The following is a 17,577-nucleotide window of genomic DNA, read 5'->3' as shown; positions in this document are numbered from 1 at the left end:
TCGCGAGCAAGCCCGCTCCCACAGGGAATGTGTGATGAGGGTCTAGACGCGGAACTGATCCATCAATTTCATCTGCTGGCTCGCCAGTGCATTGAGCTGGCTGCTGATCGCGGCCGACTCGGTGGCTTGTCCGGTCAAGGTCTCGGTCACGGTGCGAATCGCCGAAACGTTGCGATTAACCTCTTCGGCCACCGCGCTCTGCTGTTCCGCCGCGCTGGCAATCTGCAGATTCATGTCGCTGATCACCGTCACCGCGTCGCTGATCTTGCCCAGCGCATCCACGGCCTGACGAATCTGCCCGGCGTTGTTGTGTGCCTGAGTCTGGCTCGAATGCATGGTCGCGACCACGCCGCGCGTGCCGGTCTGAATACGCTCGATCACCACGCGAATCTCTTCCACCGAATCCTGCGTGCGTTTGGCGAGGTTACGCACCTCGTCGGCGACCACGGCGAAACCACGCCCGCTTTCACCGGCACGGGCCGCTTCAATCGCCGCGTTGAGCGCGAGCAGGTTGGTTTGTTCGGCGATGCTGCGGATCACTTCCAGTACCGAACCGATCTGCTCGCTGTTGACCGCCAGCGCTTCAACTTCGGTCACCGCTTTGCTGACTTCATCGGCCAGTTGATTGATGTCGCGGGTGCTGCGTTCGATGATCGACATGCCGTCCTTCGCCGACTGATCGGCACCTTTCGCGGCGTTGGCTGCATTCGACGCGCTGTTGGCGACGTCGTGGGCGGTGGCGCTCATTTCGTTGGACGCGGTGGCGACCTGATCGATTTCGCGGAACTGCACCTGCATGCCTTCGCTGGTCTGACGGGCGATTTCCGAAGACTGGTCGGCGGTGCCGCGCGCTTCGGTGATGCTCTGTTTGATCTGCGCGATGGTCGGTTGCAGCTTGTCGAGGAAGCGGTTGAACCAGTTCACCAGTTCGCCCAGTTCATCTTTTTTGCTGTAGTTCAGACGCTGGGTCAGATCACCTTCGCCGCTGGCGATGTTCTTCAGCATCTCGGCGACGCTGTTGATCGGACGCGTCACGCCAGACGCGGTCAGCCAGATCAGCAGGAGACCAACCACGCCAGCCACCACAGCCACCAGCAGCGCGGTGAGCACGCCGGTTTTCTGGGCATCATCGAGCACCGCTTGCAGCTTGACCGAGTCGGCGAGCAGCACTTGTTTCGGCAGGTCGATGACCACGCCCCAAGCGCGCGAGTTGCCAATCGGGTCGACCGGGTACACCGCACGGATCAGGTCGCCCTGTTCGAGGATTTTCGGTGTGCCGGAGGCGAGCAGTTGCAGTACGTCCTGGCCATTGGCGCCGAGGGTGTCGTTGATCTTTTTGCCGACCTTGGCCGCGTCCGAACTGTCGGCGCCGAGCACGCCGCTGCCGGAGACGATGAGCATGTGCCCGGCGTTGTTGAAGAGGTTGCGTTGCGACTCGACGGCGGCTGCTTGCAGCGCGTCGAGGGCGATGTCGACACCGACCACGCCGATCGCTTTGCCGTCGACAATCAACGGCACGGAAATGGTCGTCATGAGCATTTCCTTATTGCCCACGGTGTCTGCGTACGGGTCGAGCAAACAGGTGCGTTTGTTGTCGCGAGGGCAGGTGTACCAGCTGTTGTACGGTGTGCCGCTGACGCTGAGGGTAGTTTTGGTCAGGTCTTCTTCGACCATGATCGTGTTCAGCGAGGCGCCGGCTGCACGACTCCAATAGGTCGCGAACCGTCCGGCTTCGTTGGACTGGCGCGCGGCGTCGTTGGCGAACTCGCTGTCCTTGCCGTCGAGGCCGTTGGGTTCGAAGGCGAGCCAGATGCCGAGCACTTTATCGTTGCGCTCGAAGGCGGTTTTCAGGCTCTGGTTCAACTCTTCGCGCAGGGCGCCGGCGTCCAGCGAACGCTTGGCGGCCATCACGCGCAGGTCTTTGATCTGATCCGCCAGCGCGGTAATCACCAACAAGCTTTCGCCAAAGGTTTTCTGCACCCGCACCGCTTGTTCGGCGGCTTTGGCTTGCAGCAGGTTTTGCACACTGGCGGTGAGCAGCTGGTTGCTGGAGTTGCTGACCAGTTCATCGTTCTGGTTGGTCTGGTAGATGTTCATGCCAACAATCAGCGCGACCACACCGAGCAGGCACAGACCGGAGAGCAGGACGATTTTCAGGCGGATGGACAGAGAGTCGAACATGGGGCGATCTCGCGAATGGATTAAACGGGTGGCTTGCGGGTATGGACTACCCGGTTCGCCAAATCCATTCAGCGCCATGAATGCTCATCGGCGCGAGGCGAAAAGGCATGAGGCGCGCGCCGACGAACGGACAGCGCTAAACGTTTGCGCAGGGGAAAGTGCTGGAAATCAGAGCAATTTCAGGGAAGTGTTTGCGTGAATTGGAGGGCACTTGTGGCGAGGGGATTTATCCCCGTTCGGCTGCGAAGCAGTCGTTAGACAAGATAATGCGGTCTGTCAGTGGAACGGGGGGGCCGGGTTTGGGGCTGCTTCGCAGCCCAGCGGGGATAAATCCCCTCGCCACAGGGTTTATGTATGCCGCAGATTTGGAGTGATCTTTGAAATATCAGGCGGGTTTAGTGATGGTTTCCGGGCGCGACCAGATCCACAGATTCCCCAACCCCATCCCGGCAATCGCCAGATAGATCGGCCAGCCGTGATCGAGCATCACCAGCATCAACGTCGCGCACAGCAACATGCTCACCGTCGCGCTGACTTTGGCTTTGCGCGCGATGATTTTGCCGTTGCGCCAGTTGCTCAGAATCGGCCCGAACAGGCGATGGTTTTCCAGCCAGGCACTCAGGCGCGGCGAACTGCGGGTGGCGGCCCAGGCGGCGAGGAGGATGAACTCGGTGGTTGGCAGGCCGGGCACGACAATGGCGATCAGGCCGATGCCGAGGCTGACGTAGGCCAGGAGGCCGAACAGCACGCGGGCGAGTTTGGAGGAGGCTGGTTGCGGCATGGGCTCGGCGGGATGCTTCTGAAGCGGGATCGGGATCTTACAGGTTGTTGCAGTTCCCATGTGGGAGCGGGCTTGCTCGCGAAGGCGGTATGTCAGCCAACATCTCTGTCGAATGTGAGGCCGCATTCGCGAGCAAGCCCGCTCCCACAATGGGTTTTGTGCTGTGTCGGGAATCAGGCCGGTTCGGCCTCGGTGGCGTAAGCCTGTTCCAGCAACACGGTGAAGCGGTTGAACGCATCGATCGCGCCTTGCTCCACTTCGGCTTCTTCCTCAGCGCTGAATTCCAGCGAATCCAGGGTGCGCACGAAGCTCTTCCAGCCTTCGGCACGGCCACCTTCTGGCTCACCGAGGTGACGGGCGCCGAAGGTTTCGCTCAGCTCCAGCGCCACGGCGCGTTTGATCAGGAACGCAGCGCCGAGCTTCGAACCTTCGGACACAAAGATCCAGCCCAGTGCCCGTGCCTTGCTCGGGTTTTTCACCGCGCCAGCGACCGGGGCCGGGACTTCGGTGTCGAGATCGGCGAGGTCAGCCTTGGCCGCTTCGGCGCGGCAGCGGGCCGGCAGGTCAGGGACGATGGCGGTCAGTTCGGCGCTGTTGTAGAGGTCGACCAGTTCCGACTGGAACAGGTACTGCGCGACCACGAAACGAGCGAAGTTGGCGCGGGTCTCGAACGGTGCGTGAGCCTTCACCAGTGCATCGAGCTTGGTGTGCGGTTCGTTGGTGATCTGGTTCAAGCGTTGCGAACGCAGGGCAGGGCGTTGTTCGGTGTCTTGAGCTGTCATGGGAAATCCTTGAGAAAGAGAGGCGCTTGCTAACGAGACGAACAAGAAGACGCCTGAGCGTAAAAAAACCTCACTGCGCGGTGATTGAACACGCGCAGTGAGGTCGGCCGGATCAGATGTCCCAAACCAGATTGATCGCGAAGTTGCGGCCCGGCTGGGTCAGGCGATCGAGGTTGGCCGGTTGCGTGACCGAGGCTTCACCGACGCTGTCGTAACCGCGCACGTCATCCCACTGCCAGTACTTCTTGTCGGTCAGGTTGTAGAGACCGGCGTTGACGGTCACGTCGTCGGTGACTTTGTAGAAGCCCGCCAGATCGAGCACGCCATAACCCGGGGTCTTGAACTGGGTGCTGGTGCCGTCCGGTGTTTTGAACATGGTGCTGTCGACACGATCCTTGCGCTTGACCAGCGTCCAGCTCAGCAGCGCGCCGTATTTGTCCTGGTCATAACCGAGGCCGAACACGCCGGTCAGCGGGTTGATGCTGTTCAGCGGCTCACCGCTGTCGTCGTTGCGGCCATACAGGTACGCCATCGAGCCTTGGGTGTAGAGGCCGGTCGGTGCGCCGAAGGTATCGAGGTTCAGGCGACCTTTAAGCTCCACGCCTTTGATGGTGGCGTGTTTGATGTTGTTGCTCTGGAACGTGGTCTCGGTGTAACCGGGAGTGATGGCGTTCTCGTCGATGAAATCACGGTACTTGTTGTAGAACACCGCAACGTCGAAGGTGCCTGCTTCAAACTGGCCACGCAGACCGGTTTCATAGCTTTTGCTTTTTTCCGGTTCAAGATCCGGGTTCGGCGCGACCTGGTAGCCGCCTGCGAGGTTTTCAAAGCGACCATACAAAGCCTTGGCGGTCGGTGTGCGGAAGCCTTCGGCGTACTGACCGTACCAGGTGTAGTTGTCGTTGAAGCTGTAAGTGGTGCCGAACTTCGGCGACAGACGATGCCAGGTTTTCTTCTCGTCGCTGACCTGACCGTTGCCGCTCTGGTCGGCAGTGGCGAGGAACTCATCGGTGATGTGCGGTTTGAGTTCGGTGTAGTCGTAACGTGCGCCCGGCAGGAACGTCCAGTTGCCCCAGCTGATCTGATCCTGGGCAAACAGGCTGTAGCTGTTGATGGTCGGATCCGGGAAGTCGCTGGCCGGTGTCAAGGTGTCGGCCGCGCTTGGCGCCCCGATCACGCGGCAGGCGCCGGCGACGGTCAGGCAAGTGCCGGAGCCGGTGCGCAGACCGGTGACCTTGTCCTGCTTGATGGTCGTGCCGTAGGTGATGGTGTGATCGGTGTCGGCGATGGCAAACGACTTGTCAGCCTGCGCATCGAATACCCACTGGCGATCTTTGTAATTGGTGTCACGGTTACGCAGCACAGTGCGCGACGGCGCGTAGATTTCCTGGGTGCTCTGATCGGTCTTGGCGATCTGATAGTTGAGCGACCACTTGATGTTGTCGGCCAGCACAGTGTCCAGCGCGAAGCGGTGTTCCAGACCAAAACGCTCGCGGGTAACGGTGTCGTTGCCGGTGCGCGCCTTGTAGAAACCGAAACCGCGTCCAGCGTTGAACGGGCCGCCGACGGCGCTCAACTGGTTGGTGTCGCGATCATCTTTATAGTGTTCGTAGGTCAGGCCGAAGCGCGCGTCGTCAGCGTAGTTCCAGCCGAGTTTGGCCAGCACGTTGGTGGTGCGCACGTCTTCCGGGTTGGCCTCGGTGCGGTTCAGGCCGGTGCCACCGGTTTCGCCGTAGGATTCGGTTTCGTGACCGTTGCGCTGGCTCAGGTGCAGCAAACCGTCGAAGTCGCCGGTGCGGCCAGCAACGGTGCCGGAGGTCAGCCAGCTGTCATCGGCCGAGCTGTAACCGGTTTTCAGCCGTGCGCCGACGTCCTGGCCAGGCTTGATGATGTCGTCCGGATCAAGGGTGTAGTAGCTGACGGCGCCGCCAATCGCATTGCTGCCGTACAGCACCGAGGCCGGGCCACGGAGAATTTCGACGCGTTTGACGATCTCCGGGTCGACGTAATTGCGGTTGGTCTGTGCGTACGGGCCGTTGAAGAAACTGTCCGGCACTTGCACGCCGTCGACCTGAGTCAGCACGCGGTCGCCATCGATACCACGGATGTTGTAGCCGGTGATGCCGGCACGTTGACCGGCACCGCCCACCGAAACGCCCGGCTCGTACCGCACCAGATCCTTGATCGAGTTGACGTTGTTGCGATCGAGATCTTGGCGGGTCTGCACGCTGACGGTGGCCGGCACGCTGTTGACCGACTGTTCCTGACGCGTGGCGCTGATGGTCACCTGATCAAGGTTAAGGGTGCCGCTGCTGTTGCGCTTTTCCAGCACCACATTGTTGTTGCTCAGCTTGCGGAAGCTCAGATTGGTCCCCACCAATAGCCGCTCAAGCGCTTTCTCCGGCGGCAGCGAACCGCGCACGCCCGGCGACGATACGCCCTGACCCAGTTCCGCCGGCAAGCCGACCTGCCAACCGGTCACAGAGGTGAAGGCATTGAGCGCCGACACCAGCGGTTGCTGGTTGATGGAGAACGCGTAATCACCCATGTTGCGCGCCGGTTGCTCGGTGGCAGCCATCAGCGGTGCGGTGCCGGCCATGAGAATGGCAGCGGTCAGCAGCGACAATACGCGGGAAGGGGAAGTCTGACGGGTAAGGCGTGAGGACATCGATAGCGCTCCGTGTCGCACGAATCTTTATAGGTGCTGATTGGCATCGTGATGCGAATCAATTGCATTGGCTATAACGAGACGAACGGGCTTCAGCTATCGAGTAAAAATAATTCTCATTTAGTTCAAGATCACCAGCGCCGGGAATTCCTGCAAGCGCGCGGAGGTGATGTGGGCGAGGGAACGCACCACGTCGAGTGGCTGATCGAGGCGATAATTGCCGGTCACGGCGACGTCGGCCAACTGCTCGTTGGTATTGATGATCCAGCCCGGATAGTAGCGGCGCAGCTCGGCCAGCACTTGGTTGAGCGGACAGTTCTCGAACACCAGTCGGCCCTGCACCCAGGCCAGATCGGTCGCAGCGTCGAGTTTGGACGGGCGGTCGAAACCATTCGGGCCGATACGGATACTTTCCCCGGCCGACAGGCGCACGCGGGCATCGTTGTGGGTCGCGCGCAAGTCGACATCGCCACGCTGGACGTTGACCTGCGCGACGCCATCGAGATAACGCACGGCGAATTCGGTGTCGCGCACACTGGCTTTGACCGGGCCGGCATCGATTTCCAAGGGCTGAGTGCGGCTGCCGGCGATCTCGAAATACGCCTCGCCTTGATACAACCGCGCCACGCGTTGCTGATCATTGATGGTGCTGGAGAACGCGGAATTGGTGTTGAGCAGGACTTTCGAACCGTCCTCCAGTTGCAGACGCTGACGCTCACCGACCACCGTCAAGTGATCGGCCTGAATGCGCATCGGCAGGTTACTGAAACTGAACAGACCAAGAATCAGCACCGCTGCAGTGGCCAGCGGTTTCCAGTGCGGGCGCAAACGCTTGAGAAAGGTGACCTTGGCAGGTTTTGCCGCGAGGCTTTGCGCGCACTGAATGACTTGCGGGCCATCCCAGATCGCCTGCGCCTTGGCGAACGCTTCGGCGTTCAACGGATCAGCCGCCAGCCAGGCATGGAACTGCCGGGTCTGCTCCTCGTCCGGGCTGCCGAGCACGATGAGCCAGTCCAGCGCCTGGTCCATTGCGTCTGCAGCGTCCCGCGCCGAGTCAGGCGAAGGCGAGCGGTGGGTGTCCGTCACGGTGTTTCCTCGGGCTTTTTCAAAGCAAGTTTCGAGTTTCAAGCGACAAGCTGCAAGCTAAAGCTCATTCGGTGTGAACTTTGAGTTTTCAGCTTGCCGCTTGAAGCTTATAACTCGCCGCTGCTGTTATGCCGTTCGGCGACGCCGATGCAAATGGACATGATCAGTTTCAATTCTTTCTGCACGGTACTCAGGGAGACGTTCAGTTCGTCTGCGATTTCCTGGTAGCTGTTGCCGTGCAAACGGCTGAGTATGAAAATCTGCTGCTGACGCGAGCTGAGTTCGCTGAGACTCACATTCAATCGCTCCAGCATTTGTTCGGCGTGGGCGGCGTCTTCGGCACTGCTGGCGGGGGCGGCGATGCTGTGCACGACGTCTTGCGGCACGTCATCGACCATCGTCCGTGAGTGCAGCTTGCGCGCACGCAAATGATCCAGCGCCAGATTGCGCGCGGTCTGGAAGACAAAGGGCTCGAGGTGATCGATGGCCCGCTCGCTCAACGCCCGCGTCACGCGCAGGTAGGTTTCCTGCAGCAGGTCTTCAGCGGTGCTGTGATTGTTGACCATCCGTTCCAGCGTCCGCAGCAGGGACATACGCTGGGTGAGGAAGACGTGGTTGAAGCGCGATTGACTCACGGGGGAACCTGATCCATTTCGAGCGAATGATAATGCTTATCATCTATGCGAATGGTCAAGTATTGTTTTGTGATCGACACGGATAAATGTAGGAGCTGCCGAAGGCTGCGATCTTTTGATGTTGATCTTAAAAAACAAGATCAAAAGATCGCAGCCTTCGGCAGCTCCTACGGGGAGAGCGAGGCACCCTTACTCGGCGTTACACAGCGCCAGGCAGTTATCCAGCATGCGGTTGGAGAAGCCCCACTCGTTGTCGTACCAGGCCAGCACTTTCAGCAGTTTGCCGCTGGATTTGGTGTGGTTGGCGTCGAAGATCGACGACAGCGGGTTGTGGTTGAAGTCGCTCGAAACCAGCGGCAACGTGTTGTAACCCAAAATCTTCGAATGCTGGCTCGCAGCCTTGAGCAGCGCATTGACCTCATCCGCCGAGGCTTCGCGCTTCAATTGCACGGTCAAATCCACCAGCGACACATTGATCACCGGCACCCGCACGGCCATGCCGGTCAGTTTGCCGGCCAGTTCCGGCAGCACCAGGCCGACCGCTTCAGCAGCGCCGGTCTTGCTCGGGATCATGTTCTGCGTAGCCGAACGCGCACGGTACGGGTCGGTGTGATAGACGTCGGTGAGGTTCTGATCGTTGGTGTAAGCATGAATGGTGGTCATCAGACCGCTTTCGATGCCCAGCTCACGGTGCAGCACTTGCGCTACTGGCGCCAGGCAGTTGGTGGTGCATGAAGCGTTGGAGATGATCTGGTGCGACTGGCGCAGAATGTCGTGGTTCACACCATAAACGACGGTGGCGTCGGCGCCTTTGGCCGGGGCCGAGATAATCACTTTGCGCGCGCCGGCAGTAATATGCGCGGCCGCTTTGGCGCGGTCGGTAAAGAGACCGGTGCATTCAAACACCACATCAATCTTTTCCGCGGCCCAGGGCAGGTCGGCCGGGTTGCGAATCGCGCTGACCGCAATGCGGTCGCCGTTGACGGTCAGACTCTCGTTGTCATGCTCGACTTGCGCGTCGAACGTGCCGTGAACGGTGTCGTATTTGAGCAGATGGGCGTTGATCGAGCTGTCGCCCAGATCGTTGATGGCGACGATCTGCAAATCCTGTCGATAGCCTTGGGTATACAGTGCGCGCAGGACATTACGGCCGATGCGGCCAAAACCATTGATTGCGATTCGTAGAGTCATGGAACAGCGCCGCCGTCGTTTTGTTGTTGGAATTACAAGATTATTCGCATAAAAATAGAAAACAAGCCTTTTTAATGGCAATATTTTGTTTTATCTACAACGAGTGACCTGAATCAACTGGTCCGAATGATCAAAAAAACCGTCTGAACGGCGTTTGATCAGCATAGACAATCAGGTCGCCACATCCGTTAGCCTGGAGTTCTACACATGCATCCCCGCGTTCTTGAGGTCACCGAACGGCTTATCGCCCGCAGCCGCGCCACGCGTCAGGCTTACCTTGCACTGATTCGCGGCGCCGCCACTGACGGGCCGATGCGCGGCAAGCTGCAATGCGCCAACTTCGCCCATGGCGTGGCCGGTTGCGGCAGCGAAGACAAGCACAGCCTGCGGATGATGAACTCGGCGAACATCGCCATTGTTTCGTCTTATAACGACATGCTCTCGGCGCACCAGCCGTACGAAGTGTTCCCGGAACAGATCAAAAACGCCCTGCGCGAAATCGGCTCGGTCGGCCAGTTCGCCGGTGGTACTCCGGCGATGTGCGACGGCGTGACCCAAGGCGAGCCGGGCATGGAACTGAGCCTGCCGAGCCGCGAAGTGATCGCCATGTCTACAGCGGTAGCGCTGTCGCACAACATGTTCGACGGCGCGCTGATGCTCGGCATCTGCGACAAGATCGTGCCGGGTCTGATGATGGGCTCGCTGCGTTTCGGCCACTTGCCGACGATTTTCGTGCCGGGCGGGCCGATGGTTTCGGGGATTTCCAACAAGGAAAAAGCCGACGTGCGCCAGAAGTACGCCGAAGGCAAAGCGACCCGCGAAGAGCTGCTGGAATCGGAGATGAAGTCCTACCACAGCCCGGGCACCTGCACCTTTTACGGCACCGCCAACACCAACCAGTTGCTGATGGAAGTCATGGGTCTGCACTTGCCGGGCGCCTCTTTCGTCAACCCGAACACGCCGCTGCGTGACGCGCTGACCCGCGAAGCCGCGCACCAGGTGACGCGCCTGACCAAACAAAACGGCAACTTCATGCCGATCGGCGAAATCGTCGACGAGAAGTCGCTGGTCAACTCGATTGTGGCGCTGCATGCCACCGGCGGTTCGACCAACCACACCCTGCACATGCCGGCCATCGCCATGGCGGCGGGCATTCAACTGACCTGGCAGGACATGGCCGACCTCTCCGAAGTCGTGCCGACCCTGAGCCACGTCTACCCGAACGGCAAAGCCGACATCAACCACTTCCAAGCGGCGGGCGGCATGTCGTTCCTGATCCGCGAACTGCTCGGCGCCGGTCTGTTGCACGAAGACGTCAACACGGTGCTCGGCCACGGCTTGAGCAAGTACACCAAAGAACCCTTCCTCGATAACGGTGAACTGGTCTGGCGTGAAGGCCCGGTCGACAGCCTCGACGAAAACATCCTGCGCCCGGTCGCTCGTGCGTTCTCGCAGGAAGGCGGTTTGCGTGTGATGGAAGGTAACCTCGGGCGCGGTGTGATGAAGGTGTCTGCGGTGGCGCTGGAAAACCAGATCGTCGAAGCACCGGCGATGGTGTTCCAGGATCAACAGGATCTGGCTGACGCGTTCAAGGCCGGTCTGCTGGAAAAAGATTTTGTCGCCGTGATGCGCTTCCAGGGCCCGCGCTCCAACGGCATGCCCGAGTTGCACAAGATGACGCCGTTCCTCGGTGTGCTGCAGGATCGCGGCTTCAAAGTCGCGCTGGTAACTGACGGGCGCATGTCCGGCGCCTCGGGGAAAATCCCGGCGGCGATTCACGTCAGCCCCGAAGCTTATGTCGGCGGCGCTTTGGCACGCGTGCAAGAGGGCGATATCATCCGCGTCGATGGCGTCAAAGGCACTTTAGAACTTAAAGTCGACGCCGCAGAATTTGCAGCGCGCGAACCCGCCAAAGGCCTGTTGGGCAACAACATCGGCAGCGGTCGCGAACTGTTCGGCTTTATGCGCATGGCCTTCAGCTCGGCAGAGCAGGGCGCCAGCGCCTTCACTTCTGCCCTGGAGACGCTTAATTGAAACTGGCTTTGGTCGGTGACATCGGAGGCACCAACGCACGGTTTGCGTTGTGGAAAGATCAGCAACTGGAATCGGTTCAGGTCTTGGCCACCGCCGACCACGCCAGCCCGGAAGAGGCGATCAGCCTCTACCTGAGCGGGCTCGGTCTGGCGCCGGGTTCGATCGGTTCGGTGTGCCTGTCGGTGGCCGGTCCGGTCAGTGGTGATGAATTTAAATTCACCAATAACCACTGGCGGCTGAGCCGCACGGCGTTCTGCAAAACCTTGCAGGTCGAGCAATTGTTGCTGGTCAACGATTTCTCGGCGATGGCGCTGGGCATGACCCGTTTGCAGCCCGGCGAATTCCGCGTGGTCTGCGAAGGCACGCCGGAGCCGTTGCGCCCGGCGGTGGTGATCGGCCCGGGCACTGGCCTTGGCGTCGGCACTTTGCTCGATTTGGGCGAAGGCCGTTTTGCCGCATTGCCGGGTGAGGGCGGTCACGTCGATCTGCCGCTGAGCAGCCCGCGTGAAACCCAATTGTGGCAGCACATCCATAACGAGATCGGCCATGTCAGCGCCGAGACGGCGTTGAGCGGCGGCGGTTTGCCGCGTGTTTACCGGGCTATTTGCGCGGTCGATGGGCATGAGCCGACACTCGATACGCCGGAAGCGATTACCGCGGCCGGTCTGGCGGGTGATCCGATTGCGCTGGAAGTGCTCGAGCAGTTCTGCTGCTGGCTCGGCCGTGTGGCCGGCAATAACGTGCTGACCACGGGTGGGCGTGGCGGGGTGTTTATCGTCGGTGGTGTGATTCCACGCTTTGCCGATTTCTTCCTCGAAAGCGGTTTTGCCCGCAGCTTCGCGGATAAGGGCTGCATGAGTGATTATTTCAAAGGCATACCGGTGTGGCTGGTGACAGCGCCGTATTCCGGCCTGATGGGCGCGGGTGTGGCTCTGGAACAGGCAGGCTGAAGCGTGAGATCGTTCCCATGCTCCGCGTGGGAATGCAGCCCGTGACGCTCCGCGTCACTGGACGCGGAGCGTCCCCAGAGGCATTCCCACGCAGAGCGTGGGAACGATCAGCGTGGGAACGATCGGTTCATCAGGCATAATCCGCCCCAATTCCAACAACAAGGATGCCTTCGAAGTGAGCTCAGTCAACAAGTCGATATTGTTGGTCGATGACGACCAGGAAATACGCGAGTTGCTGGAAACCTACCTGACCCGCGCCGGGTTTCAGGTACGTGCCACCGCCGATGGCGCCAGTTTCCGCCAGGCACTCAACGAGTCGCCGAGCGATCTGGTAATCCTCGATGTCATGCTCCCCGACGAGGACGGCTTCAGCCTGTGCCGCTGGGTGCGTCAGCATCCGCGTCAGGCGCAGGTGCCGATCATCATGCTCACCGCCAGCTCCGACGAAGCCGACCGCGTGATCGGTCTGGAACTCGGCGCCGACGACTACCTCGGCAAACCCTTCAGCCCCCGCGAACTGCAAGCGCGCATCAAGGCGTTGCTGCGCCGTGCGCAATTCGGTCAGGAACGCAGCGGCAGCGAAGTGCTGGCATTTGATGAATGGCGGCTGGACATGGTCAGTCATCGTCTCTTTCACACCGACGGCGAAGAAGTGATTCTCTCCGGCGCCGATTTCGCCCTGCTGAAACTGTTCCTCGATCATCCGCAGGAAATCCTCGACCGCGACACCATCGGCAACGCCACCCGTGGCCGCGACCTGATGCCGCTCGATCGCATCGTCGACATGGCCGTCAGCCGCTTGCGCCAACGCCTGCGCGATACGGAAAAACCGCCGCGACTGATCCGCACCGTGCGCGGCAGCGGTTACCAATTGGCAGCCAATGTGGTTGCCGGCAATGGTCACTGAGTCGCTGCGTAAAATCGCCGCCCAGGTGCCGGTACCGCGCTCGCTGCTCGGGCGGATGTTGCTGCTGACCTTGCTGGCGGTGCTGTTTGCGCAGACGTTGTCCAGTGTGATTTGGGTCTCGCAACTGCGCGCCACCCAGCTTGAAGGCCTGGTCACCAGCGCCCGCAGCCTCGCCCATTCGATGACCGCCAGCGTCAGTTATTTCCGCTCGTTGCCGGTGGCTTATCGACCACTGGTGCTCGACCAATTGCGCAGCATGGGCGGCACCCGATTTGTCGTGACGCTCAATGACAAACCGCTGGGCATGGACGTTTTGCCGGTAACACCGCGTAAAGCGGCGGTGATGAAAGCGGTCGATGAAGTGCTGCGCCAGACCCTCGGCCATGACACCGATATTTCGGTGACCTTCGTCAGTCCCGAGGATCTGCGGATCTTCAACGCCGGGCTGAAACTCGATGAATTGCCACGCTCGTGGGCGCATTACGCGTTGACCCTCGAGCCGGTCAATCCGCCGGTTCTGGTCACGCAAATCCAGATGGCGCCGGGCGAATGGCTGTACATCGCCTCGTTGCTGCCCGAGCCGTACACCAGTCTTGAAGAACAAGGCCTGCCGTCGCAGCAGGTGTGGTTCATCGTCCTCACCAGTGGCTTTCTGTTGTTGTTCATCGGCGTGCTGGTGCACTGGCAGAGCCGTCCGCTCAAGCGTCTGGCACGTGCGGCGCGGGACATGTCGCTGGGTGCCGACGTTGAGCCGGTGGCGGAGGGCGGCGGCAGTGAAGTGGTGGAAGTAGGGCGCGCGTTCAACAGCATGCGCGAACGCATCAGCCGCTACCTGACCGAACGCAGCCAGTTGTTCAGTGCTATTTCCCATGACCTGCGCACGCCGATCACCCGATTGCGATTGCGCGTGGAGTTGCTCGAAGACGAGCAACTGCAAGCCAAGTTCGGCCGCGATCTCGACGAGTTGGAGTTGCTGGTCAAAGGCGCGCTGCAATGCGTGAAAGACACCGACATCCACGAGAACATTGAACCGGTCGACCTTAACCACGTACTCGATTGTCTGGTCGAGCCGTATCTGGCGCCAAACGGCAATGGCCGCGTGACCCAACAGGGCCGGGCGCTGGCGGCGTATTCGGGCAAGCCGTTGGCGTTGAAACGCTGCATTGGCAACTTGATCGACAACGCGTTGAAGTACGGGCAGAACGCGCATTTGCACATCGATGACGATGACAGCGCGTTTGTCTTGCACGTTGATGATGAAGGCCCTGGCGTGCCGGAGCAGCGGCTGGAGCAGGTGTTTGAGCCGCACTTCCGATTGGCGGGGCAGCAGCAGGGATATGGCTTGGGATTGGGCATTGCGCGCAACATCGCCCACAGTCATGGCGGCGAAGTGACGTTGCAGAATTTGCGTGAGGGTGGGTTGCGGGTGACCCTGCAATTGCCGCGTTCCGCGGACTGAAAATCAAAAGATCGCAGCCTTCGGCAGCTCCTACACTGATCCCTGTAGGAGCTGCCGAAGGCTGCGATCTTTTGACTTTGCTCTTTCCAATGTCACTGGCTGGTGACAAAACCCGCCCCCTTCGTTACAAGCCCGCCCCGGCCCGTTGTTTAGACTCCCCGCAGTCATAACAACAAAAAAGGCCACCCATGGATCGCTTCCAACCCGGCTTCAGCAGTTGGCTGAACGCCCCTGCCCACCAGCAATGGCTTGCCGCTGAAGGCCTGCGTCTGCTGGATTTCGCCAAGGCTGCAAAACTCCCGCAAGGTTTCGGCAACCTCGACGAACGCGGCCGCCTGCCAGCGAACGCGCAAGCCGAAACCATGAACACCGCGCGCATGACCCACAGCTTCGCCATGGCCCATATTCAGGGCTTGCCGGGTTTCGCTGAACTGGTCGATCACGGCATCGCCGCACTGCGCGGGCCGTTGCGTGATGCGTTGCACGGTGGCTGGTTTGCGGTCGCCGAACACCGCGACGACAACACCGGCAAAAACGCCTATCTGCATGCTTTCGTCGCACTGGCCGCCAGCTCTGCTGTGGCCGCAAAACGCCCCGGCGCGCAAGCGTTGCTGGATGATGCGATCGACATCATCGACACGTATTTCTGGAGCGAAGAAGAGGGCGCCATGCGCGAATTCTTCAATCGCGACTGGAGCGAAGAAGAAGCCTATCGCGGCGCCAACAGCAACATGCACGCCACCGAGGCGTTCCTCGCACTGGCCGATGTCACCGAAGACCCGCGCTGGCTGGTGCGCGCGCAACGCATCGTTGAGCGGGTGATCCACGCTCACGCGGCCGGCAACGGTTACATGGTCATCGAACACTTCGATCGCGACTGGCAACCGCTGCGCGAATACAACCACGACAATCCTGCTGACGGTTTTCGCCCTTACGGCACCACGCCGGGCCACGGTTTCGAGTGGGCGCGGCTGTTGCTGCACCTCGAAGCGGCGCGGGTGCAGGCCGGCATGCTCACGCCCGGTTGGCTCGCCACCGATGCGCAGAAACTCTTCGAAAACAATTGCCGCAACGGCTGGAACGTCGATGGTTTGCCGGGCATCGTTTACACCCTCGACTGGAACAACAAAGCCGTCGTCCGTCATCGCTTGCACTGGACGCACGCCGAAGCCAGCGCCGCCGCCAGTGCCTTGCTCAAGCGCACCGGCGATGAGCAATACGAAACCTGGTATCGGCTGTTCTGGGAATTCTGCGAAACGCATTTCATCGATCGTTGTGACGGTAGTTGGCATCACGAACTCAACCCGCAAAACGTCCCAAGTGCCGATATCTGGGCGGGCAAACCCGATCTGTATCACGCCTGGCAAGCCGTGCTGATCCCTCGTCTACCCTTGTCACCGAGCATGGCGACTGCTTTGGCGCAGTTGTCTCAAGAGATTCCTGTGTAACCATGCGGTGACATTCGCACGTCCCTTCGTTACCTGCGAAGGGAAACGTCCTGTTTAAACTCCTGTGCAGCGCAAGCACCAGACTTGCATGCATAACAACAAGAAAGGTACATCTCAGATGAATGCGATTTCTCGCCTCGCTACTGTCATTTCTGTCGCCTCCCTGTTCCCGCTCGCAATTCTGCCTCTCAGTGTTTCTGCTGCCGAATCCAAAGGTTCGGTCGAAGTCGTGCACTGGTGGACGTCCGGTGGCGAAAAAGCCGCTGTTGATGTGCTCAAGGCTCAAGTCGAAAAAGACGGTTTCACCTGGAAAGACGGCGCTGTCGCCGGTGGTGGCGGTGCCACTGCCATGACCGTGCTGAAAAGCCGTGCAGTCGCCGGCAACCCGCCTGGCGTTGCTCAGATCAAAGGCCCGGACATCCAGGAATGGGCATCGACCGGCCTGCTCGACACCGACGTGTTGAAAGACGTCGCCAAGTCGGAAAAGTGGGACAGCCTGCTCGACAAGAAAGTCTCCGATACCGTGAAGTACGACGGTGATTACGTGGCCGTGCCGGTGAACATTCACCGTGTGAACTGGCTGTGGATCAACCCGGAAGTCTTCAAGAAAGCCGGCATCACCAAGAACCCGACCACCCTCGAAGAATTCTACGCTGCGGGCGATAAGCTGAAGGCTGCGGGCTTCATTCCGCTGGCTCACGGCGGTCAGCCTTGGCAGGACAGCACCGTGTTCGAAGCCGTGGTGCTGTCGGTCATGGGTGTCGATGGTTACAAGAAAGCCCTGGTTGATCTGGACAACGGCGCGCTGACCGGTCCGGAAATGGTCAAGGCACTGACCGAGCTGAAGAAAGTCGCGACCTACATGGACGTCGACGGCAAAGGTCAGGACTGGAACCTGGAAGCGGCCAAAGTCATCAACGGCAAGGCCGGCATGCAGATCATGGGTGACTGGGCCAAGTCCGAATGGACTGCCGCCAAGAAAATCGCCGGCAAGGATTACGAGTGCGTAGCCTTCCCGGGCACCGACAAAGCGTTCACCTACAACATCGACTCGCTGGCTGTGTTCAAGCAGAAAGACGCAGGCACTGCGGCCGGTCAGAAAGACATCGCCAAAGTCGTGTTGGGTGAAAACTTCCAGAAAGTCTTCAGCATCAACAAAGGCTCGATCCCGGTTCGCAACGACATGTTGAACAACATGGAAGCGCTGGGCTTCGATTCCTGCGCACAGACCGCTGCCAAAGACTTCCTGGCTGACGCCAAATCCGGCGGCCTGCAACCAAGCATGGCGCACAACATGGCGACCACGCTGGCCGTGCAAGGCGCGTTCTTTGATGTCGTGACCAACTACATCAACGACCCGAAAGCCGACCCGGCCGACACCGCCAAGAAACTCGGCGCAGCGATCAAGTCCGCCAAGTAATGCTTGGCCCCTGTAGGAGTGAGCCTGCTCGCGAT

12 protein-coding genes and 2 pseudogenes are annotated in these 17,577 nt (G+C 60.2%); 6 read left to right on the top strand and 8 right to left on the bottom strand.

Features of this window, described 5'->3' with window-relative positions; all coding sequences use genetic code 11:
• Window positions 1-42 precede the first annotated feature (42 nt).
• The 8 genes and pseudogenes from KFS80_RS27230 to gap form a co-directional block, all read right to left on the bottom strand.
• A pseudogene (locus tag KFS80_RS27230) lies at window positions 43-570 on the bottom strand (methyl-accepting chemotaxis protein); the annotation flags it as partial.
• A gap of 330 nt (window positions 571-900) precedes the next feature.
• Window positions 901-1,908: pseudogene (locus KFS80_RS27225) on the bottom strand (methyl-accepting chemotaxis protein); the annotation flags it as partial.
• A 658-nt stretch (window positions 1,909-2,566) separates the two neighbouring features.
• Entirely contained in the window at window positions 2,567-2,962 is a 396-nt protein-coding gene (locus KFS80_RS02555; RefSeq protein ID WP_212543888.1) for a YbaN family protein, read from the bottom strand.
• Window positions 2,963-3,135: 173 nt separating this feature from the next.
• Entirely contained in the window at window positions 3,136-3,744 is a 609-nt protein-coding gene (locus KFS80_RS02550) for a biliverdin-producing heme oxygenase (RefSeq protein ID WP_159812518.1), read from the bottom strand.
• Between the two features lie 112 nt (window positions 3,745-3,856).
• Window positions 3,857-6,412: a TonB-dependent receptor gene (locus KFS80_RS02545; protein WP_212543887.1), complete on the bottom strand. Its 2,556-nt coding sequence runs from the start codon at window positions 6,410-6,412 to the stop codon at window positions 3,857-3,859.
• Between the two features lie 120 nt (window positions 6,413-6,532).
• Window positions 6,533-7,498, bottom strand: a complete 966-nt coding sequence (locus tag KFS80_RS02540; protein WP_159812516.1) for a FecR family protein — start codon at window positions 7,496-7,498, stop codon at window positions 6,533-6,535.
• A gap of 107 nt (window positions 7,499-7,605) precedes the next feature.
• A complete protein-coding gene (locus KFS80_RS02535) occupies window positions 7,606-8,133 on the bottom strand; it encodes an RNA polymerase sigma factor (protein ID WP_053123030.1) in 528 nt (175 codons plus the stop codon).
• 189 nt (window positions 8,134-8,322) lie between these two features.
• Entirely contained in the window at window positions 8,323-9,324 is a 1,002-nt protein-coding gene (gene gap / locus KFS80_RS02530) for a type I glyceraldehyde-3-phosphate dehydrogenase (protein WP_053123028.1), read from the bottom strand.
• Between the two features lie 207 nt (window positions 9,325-9,531).
• On the opposite strand from gap, the gene edd reads away from it, so the two are divergent.
• The 6 genes from edd to KFS80_RS02500 all read left to right on the top strand — a co-directional run bounded on the left by edd (window position 9,532) and on the right by KFS80_RS02500 (window position 17,542).
• Window positions 9,532-11,358, top strand: a complete 1,827-nt coding sequence (gene edd / locus KFS80_RS02525; protein ID WP_053123026.1) for a phosphogluconate dehydratase — start codon at window positions 9,532-9,534, stop codon at window positions 11,356-11,358.
• Window positions 11,355-12,308 carry a glucokinase gene (locus tag KFS80_RS02520; protein WP_159812515.1) on the top strand — a complete coding sequence of 318 codons (954 nt, stop codon included), beginning with the start codon at window positions 11,355-11,357 and terminating at the stop codon, window positions 12,306-12,308. Before edd ends, KFS80_RS02520 begins: the two co-directional genes overlap by 4 nt.
• Before the next feature lie 175 nt (window positions 12,309-12,483).
• The gene (locus KFS80_RS02515) at window positions 12,484-13,215 is read left to right on the top strand and encodes a response regulator (protein ID WP_212543886.1); all 732 of its coding nucleotides are present in this window, start codon (window positions 12,484-12,486) and stop codon (window positions 13,213-13,215) included.
• Window positions 13,205-14,674 (top strand): ATP-binding protein, encoded by a 1,470-nt coding sequence (locus KFS80_RS02510; RefSeq protein ID WP_212543885.1) that lies wholly within the window; start codon window positions 13,205-13,207, stop codon window positions 14,672-14,674. Before KFS80_RS02515 ends, KFS80_RS02510 begins: the two co-directional genes overlap by 11 nt.
• Before the next feature lie 188 nt (window positions 14,675-14,862).
• A complete protein-coding gene (locus KFS80_RS02505; RefSeq protein ID WP_212543884.1) occupies window positions 14,863-16,122 on the top strand; it encodes a D-mannose isomerase in 1,260 nt (419 codons plus the stop codon).
• 118 nt (window positions 16,123-16,240) lie between these two features.
• Window positions 16,241-17,542 carry an ABC transporter substrate-binding protein gene (locus KFS80_RS02500; protein WP_053123019.1) on the top strand — a complete coding sequence of 434 codons (1,302 nt, stop codon included), beginning with the start codon at window positions 16,241-16,243 and terminating at the stop codon, window positions 17,540-17,542.
• Window positions 17,543-17,577: the final 35 nt, after the last annotated feature.

The sequence above is a fragment of the Pseudomonas rustica genome (assembly GCF_018336155.1).
Classification (GTDB): domain Bacteria; phylum Pseudomonadota; class Gammaproteobacteria; order Pseudomonadales; family Pseudomonadaceae; genus Aquipseudomonas; species Aquipseudomonas rustica.
This window is presented reverse-complemented; position numbering and strand designations above follow the sequence as displayed.